This window comes from Candidatus Nitrosocosmicus agrestis (assembly GCF_008389435.1).
In the GTDB taxonomy this organism is placed as follows: Archaea; Thermoproteota; Nitrososphaeria; order Nitrososphaerales; family Nitrososphaeraceae; genus Nitrosocosmicus; species Nitrosocosmicus agrestis.
On the sequence record NZ_VUYS01000022.1, the window covers coordinates 22,583 to 35,307 of the forward strand.

The following is a 12,725-nucleotide window of genomic DNA, read 5'->3' on the forward strand; positions in this document are numbered from 1 at the left end:
AAAATTAAGTAGACTGTTCGTTTCTGAGAATCTTCACAAATGAGCTAACAGAAAAGGGTTTGAATATGAAGTGATCATACATTAAATTATTGTTCAGTGTTTCCATTGCATCTCTATTTATTTTATTTGAGGACATAAAATATCCTTTTATCTTTTTATCCCTCTTTTTGAGATCATCGTATAGATCAAATCCATCTAACCCTTGAACATTAATTCCGAGAAAAACCAGAGAATATTTTCCAGGGATAAAGCTCTCAATTGCTTTGTATGGGTCGTCAAAATAATCGACTTCGTAGCCCAAATCTATGATTTCCTGTTTAATGGATTGCAAGTTTTCGGAAAAATCTTCTATAATCAATAGTTTGGTATTGCTTACAGAATCAAGTTCAGTTAAATGATAAGATATATCGGGGGCTTTTAATGGTATTTTAATTAGAAACTTTGCACCAATATCATCAACTCTATTTTCAACTACTATACTACCACCATGAATTTCAATTATTTTTTTTGAGATAAATAATCCAAGTCCTGCACCGCCAGAATTTGGATAAAACTTGGTAAATATTCGTTCAGGGTTTTCATCAGGTATGCCTGGACCTTCATCTTCTATTAAAACAGTTGCTTCGCGATCTTCGTCGTGTCTAATTGCACTAATCATTATTCTGTTACCCCCATTTTTCTTTGTAAAAAAGTATGAATTGTTGAGGATATTCTCAAAAGCTTGTTTGACATATTCTTTATCGGCTTCTATAAAAAGCTGACGAGAAGATTCCTGAAATAAAAATCGAATTCCAGACGAATCCTTACTTGAAAATTGATTATAATCCCTGGTGATATTGTCAAGTAGTTCACACAAATTGAAATTCTCAAAAAAAAGTTTTGATGGATTTGCCTCAATTTTAGAAATATCGAGTATATCATTAGCGATATTTTTCAGTTTTTCTGCATTTTTTATTATAATGTTAAGATAATCTACCATATCAGGATCGCTAATTTTGGATTTCAAAGTCTTAGAAAATCCAATTATGGGCAATATCGGATTCCTTAGTTGATGGGAAGCAATGTCGACAAAGTCTTGTTGAAATATATTTCGTTTTTCAAGAATGCTATTTTTGTCCAAAGCATTCCAAGCATTATCAAATAACCAACAAAATAATCGGACTTCTTCTCCTTCCAATGGATCTGATAATTTACCCGAAAAAATACGATCACTTGTTTCGTTACTTATCTTATAGAAATAGATTCGAGATCGTTGAGATATTATTGTTATCATGTGGTCATCGGAATCGAAAAACAAAATAGCATTTTTGATAGAAATATTTTTGAATGGTTTAAAAAAATCTACTATAGATTCATACTGATCACTGGTTTTGCAATTAATCAATATACGTATTGAAGGCGATTTTAAGGACGCAATAGTTTCATGAATCGAATTTTTTTTTAAAAAAATAAAAGAGTAATAGGAATTTAATGCTAAATCGATCGGTTGTTGATCTGACTCCTTCAATACCTTAACGAGGTCGAAATCCATGTAATTTTGAGTGTGTATTTACTTGATTATCTTCTTTTTAGTATCGAATACATCATCCAACATTATTTCAAGATCATCTTCAAATTTCTTTAAAATTCTTCTTAAGCTTTGTTCCAGTTCTTTAACTCGTTTTTCTGTTTCGAGTTTAAATATTTCTCGAGATATAGCAGAATATACATGAAAATGTCCACCCTCTTTCAAGGTTCGGCTTTCTTTTACACATATCCCCAAACCTGTTAATTTCTGTAAAGACCTAAAGACAGTACTTTTGTCTCGGTTTACAGCTTTAGACAAATCCTCCAAAGTCATTTGTTTGTTATTATGTGCTATTAAAGTAAGCAAAAGATCCATATCTAATGGAGACAAATCATAGATATAAATAAAGAGATCCTTAAGTGTTGCACTCATACGTGTTATTGCATTTATTGATGATGACGGCATTTTACATTATATAATACAGTTTCAAGCTATTTAAAATTTTCTACAAAAACATATGGAGAAATCAGTTTAAAACTATTTTGAAGGCTACAAAATACTGTTACTAAAATAGGTTAACCTAAAAACTAATAAAAAATTTGGGATTTTATGCTCCTGCCATACCGTTTCTTAGTTCAATACCTTTGTGGTTTGGATCAGATTCGGCTTCTGCTGCTGCTTTGTGCATCTCAGACATTGCACAACCCATTTGAGCTTCTGGTTTTCCTTTTCGCATAATACCACGATATAATCCTGCTTCTAAAGTCTGTCCATGCTCCTTTTCCCATTCTTCGACTGGAATACTATATTTCTTTTGTATTCGATCACGATACCACTCAGGAATAACATTAAATGCACAGAAAGGTACGATACGCAGGTCCGGTGTAAGATAGTGTATATCACATCTTTGTAACCTCTCCAGATCTTCATTATACTTGTCTTGAAAATGCATCATTCCAAGGAACAAAGAGCGAACATGCCATGATCCAACAGAATCAAAGTTCTGTTTTAGCAAAATACTAGAAAACATGCGACCCAGGTCTAGTCCATAAGGCTGTTTACTACGGTCAACAAACTGATTAAGTTTTCTTATTACCTCTAGCATTGTCCAATACCTATTTGATCCAGACTTTATTTCTTCAGTCTTCTCTTCGAAGTACTCCAACATACCCTTTATATCAACAAACGATGTTAGTGGAGTTAGTTTCTTTGTTTGAACATCCTCAAAAACATATGTACCTGCCCCACATGCGAAATGAATTGACAATTCATACTTTGGTTTTTTGCTAAATGCCTCTATTACATTTGTTAAAGGCATACAAGAAGGCACTGGGAACCACCCATCTTTGGATATCTCACCATTAGTTTGCTCTTCAATTCTTTCTATACAATCAGGTATGGTGATCCTATATTTCTCTCGCTCTTTTTTGCTCATTCGTCCAGTTAATGAGACAGGTTGAAAGTTTACGGCATGAACAACATCCATATTCTTTTGTGCGAATCTGATTATCCCACCCAATTCATGATCATTGATGGATTTTATCACAGTGGGTACAAAAACAACTGTCATACCACATTTTCTGGCTGACTCTAGTGTGTAAGGAACTTCCCAATGATTTTTGGGGTTTGTTCTTGCAGTAACACCGTCGAAAGACAGATAAAGATTACTAACTCCTGACATTCTTACCTGTCTCATTGTTTCAGGGGATAAAGCAAGTTTAATTCCATTCGTATTTAACTGAACATGATCTACACCCTCCTCTTTCATAATTTTGATTAATTCGGTAATATCATCACGCAGCATGGGTTCTCCTCCGGTAATCTGAATTGAATTGCCTGCAATTGGCCTCTCAGCTTTTAATGTTTTCATCATTGCACGAACTTGTTCATGAGAGGGTTCATATAGATATGCACCTTCCAATCCTTTTTTTACGTAAAAGAAGCAGTACCAACATGTAAGGTCACATCTATTTGTAACAATCATATTTGCTAAGCCAGAGTGAGAAAGATGATTCGTACATAATCCACAATTAGTAGGACAGGCACATTTATCTACCATTACATTTGGTGATTGTGCACCTTTTCCATCCATCCAATATGTACTGAATTTCTTGTACATTTCGTATGAGCCAAAGTATAATTCCTCACATTCGCCATGGCTAGGACAGGTCTTTGTCATAAAAACTTTCCCTTCCCTTTCAAATACCTCAGCGTCAAGAATCATATTGCAATCTGGGCAAATACTTTGAGTATACCTAATGGTACGCTTTGCACCAATAGTCTTACTAGTTAAATTGGAAATTTGTATTAGATCCATAATGTTGACCTTTAATACTAAATTTAATTGACTTTATAAACATGATCTCACAAATCCTACGGTGTTTAGTTAGTAAATCAAACTGAGATGAAAGATTTAATATTCAAGGTTAGAGTAGTGACATAAAGCTATGGAAATAAGTGACAAGGCCAAAAAATCTATGGAAAGCCTTGGATTGACAAACTACGAGATTAGGGTATACACCTCATTATTATTCGCAGGATCTAATACGGCATCAGAAATTAGTAAGAAATCGGGTGTTCCCTACTCAAAGATTTATGATGTTTTAAATAGTTTATATGTAAGAGGATGGATTTATTCGGATAATCAAAGGCCCCAAAATTTTTTCCCCAAATCACCATCAAATGCAGTGGAAGCAATGATGATTGAAATGGAAAACAATCTTCGTAGTAATAAAAACATCATAATTAATGAACTGATGCCTATATACGAAAAAACTGGATTAAAAGAAAAACCAGACATCTGGGTGGTAAGCGGCCTATACAATATAGCAATCAAAGTGACAGAAATAATACAATCAACTAAGGAAGAACTTTTGATTGCAATTCCTAAGATTCCAGAAAATGTCGTAAGGTCTATTCAACCAATCTTGCGCGATCTGTTTGACAAAGGAGTAAAAATCACTATACTTGCATCCGATGAAACTAATGGTGAAACTGTTAAAGCAATGTCTAGAGTAGCAGATGTTAGATTAAAAGATAATATGTTTGGTGGTGGAGTCATTGGAGACTCTAAACATGTTTTAATCCTCCTAGGTGAAGGCAAGGCTGAGGCATCGAATAATTCAAGCTATGATACTATTGCTATATGGGCAGAGCATACAGGATTAGCAAGTTTTGCGAAAGACTATTTTCAGTATTTATGGCAGGATGCAAGAAGCAATCCATCCAAAACTTTATAACGCAACAATACAACCCTATAAAGGACAAACAATGACATAAAAAGCCCTACTGAATTGATGAAGAAGATCTTGAGTGAAGAGTTTGTCCAATATGCCCTTGTAAATTATTGTTAAGGAACTATTATTCATGTATATGAGTAGGTCTATAAGAAAAATAGTGGTTGACACAAAGATTACATCTTTTCAAGTAGTTTTGTCAAATTAGATTTTAATAAAGGAGATAAATACTTATTCCTATAATAATTGATACCTATATCCCTATATATCATCTGAAGAAGAAAATGAACAAAAAAGTATTTGTGTTGGAACATTCAACATATGCAAAGAAAACGAGGAGTTTGTAACTATAAATGGCATGAAGACATTAGGACTGGGTGTTCATCTCAGCAACACGAAGGCATTGGTTTCCAATTAAGACAGATTAATAAGCAGAATGAAAAAGTCAAGAACGAATTTTAGATGGATCCTTATCAACCCTCATAGTAGAGAGATCAACAAAGCCGTGATCAGAACAATTCCAAATCTCTCAAGAATATAAAATACAAAGTTGATGGATTATATGAATATCGAAAAATGAAATTTACCAAATCCAAGGATTCAGAAAATAGGACAATCATAGTATTAGAAGAACCTGATGACCTTTTTAGTTTGAGAAGAGTCACTGAAGTTGGCGATAACGTCATAGCTGATACAACTAGGGTGCTAAAACAAGATAAAGAACATGCAAGACCAGATAAGGGTGAAAGAATTAAAATTAGAGTATCTTTACGAATTGAAAAAGTTGGCTTTGACGGTGCCATTGATCGTTTAAAAATTTCAGGAACCATAGTTACCTCGAATAACGAGAATGTACCTAAAGGATTGCATCATTCTATTAATATAAGAATTGGTGATACAATAATCTTAGAAAAATCGGATTGGAATGAAAGATATATAAAGATATTAACAAGATCCACTTTGCAATTCAAGTATATACTAGTATCAATAGATTCTCAGGAGGCAGCTATTGCAAGATTAATAGGAACTAACTTAAAAATTACACCGAATATATACTCAGGAAAAAGTGGGAAGAGATATTTTACCGATCAAAAGAATGATTCTAGCAATCGTAGCTATTTTGAAAGCATAAGAAAGGGGTTAGATATTTGCATAGAAGATCATGCATTAAAAATTGTAGTCTTTGGTCCTGGAGAGACAAAAAGAAAATTAATTAACTATTTAAAGGAAAAGAATGAATCCTATCAAAATATAGATATTGACATAGTTGAAGGTATTGAGGCATCAGGTGAGGATGGAATTTTTGTTTTTTTAAGATCTCAATCTATGAAAGACATGATGTCAGATAGCAAAATTAGTATGGTTTCAGATATACTGGATAATATAATGAAACAAGTAAGCAAAGGAGAAAGCAAATATGCAATTGGATTTAACGATATAAGCTATGCGAACTCAATTAATGCCGTTGACTCTCTTGTTTATTCAGACAAAGTATTTGCAGAGGTAGACGAATCAGAATTTATCAAATTTCTAAACGATTTAGAGAACAAAAACATAAAGATATTTGCTACAGATTCAACGACAGATATGGGATTAAGAGTATCTTCTTTGGGTGGAGTTGTTGCTCTATTACGATATCAAATAAAATAGATAAACGCCTCATCACCGAAAATTACAACTCTAAACAGGGTTAACAATTGATGTCAAAATAGAGTGTAGGAATTTCAAACAAGTCACAGATTATCAAATCAACCTAATAGCATGATAACTATGTTTCATCATTATTCTATTTTGTACTATCAATTAGCCAATTTAAATAACCATGCGAAACGTCTTTCATGGTTAATATAACAACTTCAGGTATTTCGTAAGGATGTTTTTTCAAAATTTCCGTTTTTAATTGTTCAACGCATTTCGATGTTGTCTTGTATAAAGCAAGAAATTCGCTTTCTTGCTTTAAATCATTTTTCCACATGTATAGAGAATTTATTCGGGCGTAGTTCACACATGCACAAAGTTTCTTGTCCTTGATGAGTGTTTTAGAGAGATCTATCAAACTCTCTTCATCAGGAAAAGTAGAAAGCAAAATTAGACCATTGTCTATTTCTTTATTGATTGTCAATTTATACCAACTAAAAATATTAACGAATTTATTAATAAACTTAAGAAATTCGCACGAATAAGAATATTGATACTTAATATAAGGATAAAAGATCTTTTTGCGGTACCAAAATGCAAATACAGATAAGGTCGGTGACGTTCAAATGAATTTAAACATACTTTATGAAAATAGACAACATTAGAAATACCTTAGAGAAGGCCCATGTAATTCAAACTGAAGAGAGGTTTTTGCAGTTTGCACCGTTAGAATTTAATTCATCTATTATTGAAGAAATAACTAAAATAAAAATTCAAGAATGTCAATTATTTTAGAGATTTGACCCCGCTTAAGATTTATTTCTGGCCTCATTAAAAACTCCAGGTAACGACAAGTTAAAAGAATTGGAACAAAAGGTACATGAAATAAGAAATACAAAAGTGGTTGACAAGAGATACAAAATAGGAGATAATCATATAAATTGGAGCAATTGGAGACAATTCAATGCAACTGAAAGTAATCCTCAAAATAGAAAGAATGTTTTTAATTGTTTCGCTGATAAGACAAGTATGCTGGAACCAAGTATTGATGATAGATTTACCAAAATAAGGGAAATTTATGAAATAGAAGGTAGAATGAATCCATTCGAGGGCTAACGGGAAAGTGAAAATATATCACTTTCATCATTAACAGAGTTTATCGAAAATCTAGTAAACCACATCAAAAAGATGTTTGAAGAACAGATCATCACACTATCAAAAAGAATGCTAGGTAGAAGTGTCGAATATTTTGACGATTTTTACCATTTTAGGAATCAAATTTTTAAGGAAATATCTTCTGAATTTGAATAAATAGATTCTATACTATCTGTTATCAATACACTAAGAGATTTGGGAATGGGTACAAGCAAAATATCTTACGGAACTGTCAATGATAGAACAAATATCCTTTGCCAATATGTTTGTTTGTTGAAATTCCATCAGACATCAGAATTCTCCATAGAGAAGAGTCCGTATTTTGACTTTCAAGGGTGTTATAAGGAATCAGGTCATGTAATGCATACAACACCTATTAGACCCGAACTTGAGTATGAAAAAAATATCATATTCTAATGGGTATTACAGAAATATTTTTGATCTTCTTCGATATATTATCCAGAAATAAATCATAACTACAAAAGAAAATAAATATTTCGATTGATCAGAATTAGGAAAGATAATTGAGTTAAACAAATCTCATAGAATTATTCTTCATAGTTTTTATTGTGTTAATTCGCTAACGAAAGTTATTTTGGGATGAAAAATTATCGATTAAATGTATCAATAAGAATTATTCCAAGTTGATAAAAAATATTCAGACATTGAGATGTCAGGACAATATTGGGATATTACCTCATATAATGCCTCAAACGATAATGTATGTACCAAGTTATTTACTGGCTACTGTTAGAGCGTTCGAACTGGAGAGAAGAATAGAAGAGAAGTTTGGACAGAATTGGTAGCAACTAAAAGAGGCAGGAACTTATCTAAATCAATCATGAAAGAAGGAGTAGCCAATGAACTAAAGGAATTCTCCAAATTGGATTCACAAGTGTTATTAAAGGATATAACTTGACAAGATAGTGAGATTCAATAAGTAAAAGAATTCATATTAACTTGTTTAATTTGCACAACAGAGCCTTATTATGAGCAATACGTGGTCCTAAAGAAAGGTTAGATATGGAATTTTAGTAGTCAAATATATCAGGCGAGTTTTGTAATTCAAATAAAGGAATTTTAGATGTCGAGTTGATTCCAAAAGATAATTGATGATTGTTCCAAAATAAAATAGGGTTCCAACTTTTTAAAAAGTACAGGCAATCATAGATAAAACGATATTGATATTGATTCCACTTTACCTTCGACCTAAATAGATGCAATATATTTAGAATGGCTCCTCATGTAACAAAGATGACAATAGAGCAGCTCGTAGTTCCTTTCCGTAAGAAGCCTGTTTAAAGTAAAGTGCATTCGGTGTACTATCAATTGATGGCGATATTTCATCCACACGTGGCAGCGGATGAAGTATGGAAATATCAGATTTTGATTTTGCCAAGATCTTTTCATCTATTGTATAGAGTCCCTGTATTTTGTTATATTCTTGCAAGTCAGGAAAACGCTCTCTTTGGATGCGAGTTACATAAATAACATCTAATTTATTCAAGAGTTCATCAGATAATTCAACGTGATTATGCATATCCACCTTATTTGTAATATCATATATCGATTCGTCTCGAATTTTCAATATTTCAGGCGATATTAGATGAATATTGACTTTGAAATTAGATAAAGCATAGATTAACGAATAAACAGTTCTTCCATATTTTAGATCTCCAATTATCCCAATAGATAAACCATCAATTTTCTTCTTTTCTTTGAATATTGTATAAATATCAAGCATTGCTTGAGTAGGATGTTCCTCACTGCCGCTTCCCCCATTTATTACGGGTTTATCTGATATCTCACACGCATATCTACTCGAACCATCAGATGGATGACGTACTAGTACCACATCGGAATAAAGAGAAATGGTCTTTACAGTATCAGCATAACTCTCACCTTTCATGATTGATGAGGAATCCACATCAGAAATTCCTAATGAACGACCTCCTATAGAAGCCATTGCGGATTCAAAGCTTAACCTTGTTCTTGTGCTATATTCATAAAAAACATATCCAAGTATTAATCCTTTAGCTATTTCCCCTCGTTCTTTAGACTTTAATGTTTGAATCTTGTCCGTAATATCAAAAAGATACGAGAAATCCTCGGAATTAAAATCTCGGATGGAAACTACATTACGATTAAAGAACTTATTTTTAGCCATGAATAGTTACATAACAAAAACTGAAATGATATACAAATGTTTTTAATTTAACTAATAAAAAGATTAGCCTGAACCGCAGCTACTAAACCCGCATTCTATGCACATGTTACAACCCTCAGTAATAATCAAAAAGTTCTTGCATACAGGACAAGACTCTTTATTATTTTCTACTCCCCTAGGTTGAGAGTTAAGGTACAAGTCGGTATTGGTATTAATAGATATGCGACTGGATCCAAGAGTTTCGGATTTGGACGGAGCATTACCTTCATCGTCTGTGTTAATTCTGTGACTGTTGTTTATGTAGTCCTTGAATATTGGCATGACTTGATCAAGTACATACGGTTCATGAATATTAGAAATAATGAAATCGTGCAAGTATTTACTAGGATAAACCTGGAACCTTTTTTCACGATCATTTCCAGTTATGTGCAAGACTTGTTCATTCCTAGAGCCATCTCTATAAATAGTCACACCTTTTAATCCAAACTCATGAGCTAGGAGATATGCACACTTTACATCTTCTACGGTAACGTCACCGGGCATGTTGATTGTCTTAGCAATAGCGTTACTAATCCATTTTTGCCATACAGCTTGAGCCATGATGTGATCGGTCCAATGGATGTCAATCGCAGTAACAAATAGATCTTGCATCCATTGTGGGATTTCATCAATTCCACGAACGGATCCATAGTTATTTGCGATCTTTAATAATATTTCATCAGTATAAAGTCCATTTTCTTTTAGGGCTGACTCAAATATTTTATTTGTATAGAAGAATCTACCAACTGTTACACGTTTCTCAAATACCAAAGCAAAAACAGGTTCAACTCCATTGGACACATCAGCAATCATAGATAAGGTGCCTGTAGGTGCGATTGTTGTAGTCCAGGAATTCCTGATTCCATAATTTTTGATTTTTCCTATCAAGGAGTCCCAATCATAACTATGAAGATCTTTAGGAATTTCATAGTATCCAGCTAACGGAATTTCACCTTTCTTATAGCTTGTTTTTTCAAACAATGGAAAAGCACCTCTAGATTTGGAGAGAACTACACTTTCATCCATGCTAAAATATGACAAGGTCTCGGCTAATTTGCTCATGAACTCATATCCTTCTTTAGAATCATATGGAATGCGCAACAAAAATAAAAGATCGGCAATACCCATAATTCCTAGGCCAATACGTCTTGTTAGTTTTGTATTGACATCAATTTCCTCCACTGGATATTTATTAACATCAATAACATTGTCCAAAAATCTTGTAGCAGTTCTTATAGATTGTTCATATTTAGGCCAGTCAAATTCATACAATCCATCAGCCTTTCGTTTTACAAATTTTGACAAATTAATCGATCCTAGATTACATGACTCATATGGATACAGAGATTGCTCACCACAAGGATTAGTTGCCCTTAGAGGTCCCCCTTTAGCATCGATACAAGGATTGTATTGGTTAATATTATCAAAGAAGATTACACCGGGTTCAGCACTCTTCCAAGCGCTGAGAGCTATTAACTCCATCAATTGATGTGAGTCGATATTTTTCATAGTTGCTTTAGTTCGAGGATTTTTCAATGGATAACGATGATCTTCTTTATTTACTAGTGATTTCCAAAAATCGGACCAAATTCCTACACTTACATTAAAGTTTTCATACATTCCAGGTTTAGTCTTCATTGTGATAAATTTTTCAATATCTGGATGCCACGATTCTAATATACCCATGTTAGCTCCCCTGCGTTTCCCCCCTTGTTTAACTACATCAGTTATAGAATCAATTATCTGCATAAAGGAAGTTGGACCTGATGCAACTCCACTTGTTGAAGCAACAATATCACCTTCAGGTCTAAGGTCAGAATAATTTATTCCAACACCACCTCCAGATTTGAATATCATTGCAGCATCGGTGGATGATTTCATTATCGAATACATGTCATCAGGCATATCAAGTACAAAACATGCAGACAATTGACCCAGCCTGGCACCGGCATTCATAAGCGTAGGAGTGTTTGGAAGAAACTCATTTGAAACCATCAAGTTATAATATTCAAGCAAGCGATCTTGATGGTTAGCCATCTGACCTTCTGCAATTAATCGCAACAAATCCTTAAAACTTACTTTCATTCGTCCGAATTTTACTTCATCAATATATGCTCGAATAAGAGATTCAAAATGATATTTATTTAAGTAGTATTTTCCAATCTTTAATTTACTGTCAAAATCATCAACTTTATTATAATAATTTTCTGCCTCGGATATATTTTGGGAATAATTACCTTGAAAGTCATAGACACGTGGATCGTGTATAACATCAGAAATTGCAACTAAAATTGCAACTCTTTCAAATAATTGTTTTGGGCCCTCTGTTATCTCTCCGTTATTGTCCCTCAAAAGATACCTGGAAGAGAGAACCCGAAGCGAATTGATGTCGAGCGATTTGTCAACCTCGTCAAGATCCCTTTTGTTTAGGATCTTCATTTTAGTCTCCCTTAGTTTGCGTCTTTCATGACGATATAAAATATAAGCCTTAGCAGTTTCAGCTAAACCTTCCTCAATTAATATAGATTCCACCATGTCTTGTACGTCTTCGACACTCAGTGCATGGTCTTTGTGAATTGATTCTAGATAACCACTTTTAATAACTTTGTTAACTAACTTTGATGCAAGAAATTCAGCTAATTTATGATCGGGTTTACCAGCTGCAACCAATGCTTTATAAATAGCATTTGAAATTTTAGATTGTTCAAAATCTACTATTGTACCGTTTCTCTTTTTAATATGTACAATTGTTTTGCTTTTTGACTCAGAAAGATCAGTTTCAGCCATATAACATTTATATATTAAATATAGATCGCTTATATTAATTTCGATATTCATTTTACAATACAATGATGCAAATATTTTATCCAAAGGCAGGCAGGTGCATATAAGATGTACGATTGTTCAAGTTTAACCAAAGCAAATTAATGTGGTAGTATTGCCAGAAATGAGAACTGACTACAAATTATAATACTATGATGAT

The 12,725-nt window shown here is 33.2% G+C and carries 10 protein-coding genes; 4 read left to right on the plus strand and 6 right to left on the minus strand.

Translation table 11 applies throughout. The annotated features are described in order from the left end of the window. Positions 1-4: 4 nt before the first annotated feature. From F1Z66_RS12945 to tes, 3 genes are all read right to left on the minus strand, one after another. A complete protein-coding gene (locus tag F1Z66_RS12945; RefSeq protein ID WP_159357591.1) occupies positions 5-1,507 on the minus strand; it encodes a hybrid sensor histidine kinase/response regulator in 1,503 nt (500 codons plus the stop codon). Between the two features lie 42 nt (positions 1,508-1,549). Further along, on the minus strand, positions 1,550-1,972 hold the full coding sequence (locus tag F1Z66_RS12950; RefSeq protein ID WP_149864050.1) for a helix-turn-helix domain-containing protein: 423 nt from the start codon (positions 1,970-1,972) through the stop codon (positions 1,550-1,552). A 142-nt stretch (positions 1,973-2,114) separates the two neighbouring features. Next, positions 2,115-3,824 (minus strand): tetraether lipid synthase Tes, encoded by a 1,710-nt coding sequence (tes, locus tag F1Z66_RS12955; RefSeq protein WP_149864051.1) that lies wholly within the window; start codon positions 3,822-3,824, stop codon positions 2,115-2,117. Between the two features lie 130 nt (positions 3,825-3,954). Between tes and F1Z66_RS12960 the strand changes: the two genes are divergently transcribed. Continuing rightward, positions 3,955-4,746 carry a TrmB family transcriptional regulator gene (locus F1Z66_RS12960; RefSeq protein WP_149864052.1) on the plus strand — a complete coding sequence of 264 codons (792 nt, stop codon included), beginning with the start codon at positions 3,955-3,957 and terminating at the stop codon, positions 4,744-4,746. Between the two features lie 573 nt (positions 4,747-5,319). Then, complete coding sequence (locus F1Z66_RS12965; protein ID WP_149864053.1) at positions 5,320-6,393, plus strand: pelota family protein; 1,074 nt, start codon at positions 5,320-5,322, stop codon at positions 6,391-6,393. Positions 6,394-6,529: 136 nt separating this feature from the next. Here the strand turns inward: F1Z66_RS12965 and cutA are convergent, their stop codons facing one another. Then, complete coding sequence (gene cutA / locus F1Z66_RS12970; RefSeq protein WP_159357590.1) at positions 6,530-6,865, minus strand: divalent-cation tolerance protein CutA; 336 nt, start codon at positions 6,863-6,865, stop codon at positions 6,530-6,532. A 380-nt stretch (positions 6,866-7,245) separates the two neighbouring features. On the opposite strand from cutA, the gene F1Z66_RS12975 reads away from it, so the two are divergent. After that, the gene (locus tag F1Z66_RS12975; RefSeq protein ID WP_149864055.1) at positions 7,246-7,497 is read left to right on the plus strand and encodes a hypothetical protein; all 252 of its coding nucleotides are present in this window, start codon (positions 7,246-7,248) and stop codon (positions 7,495-7,497) included. A 240-nt stretch (positions 7,498-7,737) separates the two neighbouring features. Beyond that, positions 7,738-7,953 carry a hypothetical protein gene (locus tag F1Z66_RS12980; RefSeq protein WP_149864056.1) on the plus strand — a complete coding sequence of 72 codons (216 nt, stop codon included), beginning with the start codon at positions 7,738-7,740 and terminating at the stop codon, positions 7,951-7,953. An 811-nt stretch (positions 7,954-8,764) separates the two neighbouring features. Here the strand turns inward: F1Z66_RS12980 and pyrB are convergent. Both pyrB and F1Z66_RS12990 read right to left on the minus strand, forming a co-directional pair. After that, a complete protein-coding gene (gene pyrB, locus F1Z66_RS12985) occupies positions 8,765-9,703 on the minus strand; it encodes an aspartate carbamoyltransferase (RefSeq protein WP_149864057.1) in 939 nt (312 codons plus the stop codon). A 63-nt stretch (positions 9,704-9,766) separates the two neighbouring features. Then, on the minus strand, positions 9,767-12,529 hold the full coding sequence (locus F1Z66_RS12990; RefSeq protein WP_149864058.1) for an adenosylcobalamin-dependent ribonucleoside-diphosphate reductase: 2,763 nt from the start codon (positions 12,527-12,529) through the stop codon (positions 9,767-9,769). Between the last annotated feature and the right edge of the window lie 196 nt (positions 12,530-12,725).

Excerpts from the sequence above, each read along its gene's own strand:
- F1Z66_RS12950 (WP_149864050.1), bottom strand. The coding sequence starts at position 1,972 with ATGCCGTCATCATCAATAAATGCAATAACACGTATGAGTGCAACACTT.
- tes (WP_149864051.1), bottom strand. The coding sequence starts at position 3,824 with ATGGATCTAATACAAATTTCCAATTTAACTAGTAAGACTATTGGTGCA.
- F1Z66_RS12960 (WP_149864052.1), top strand. The coding sequence starts at position 3,955 with ATGGAAATAAGTGACAAGGCCAAAAAATCTATGGAAAGCCTTGGATTG.
- F1Z66_RS12965 (WP_149864053.1), top strand. The coding sequence starts at position 5,320 with ATGAAATTTACCAAATCCAAGGATTCAGAAAATAGGACAATCATAGTA.
- F1Z66_RS12980 (WP_149864056.1), top strand. The coding sequence starts at position 7,738 with ATGGGTACAAGCAAAATATCTTACGGAACTGTCAATGATAGAACAAAT.
- pyrB (WP_149864057.1), bottom strand. The coding sequence starts at position 9,703 with ATGGCTAAAAATAAGTTCTTTAATCGTAATGTAGTTTCCATCCGAGAT.
- F1Z66_RS12990 (WP_149864058.1), bottom strand. The coding sequence starts at position 12,529 with ATGGCTGAAACTGATCTTTCTGAGTCAAAAAGCAAAACAATTGTACAT.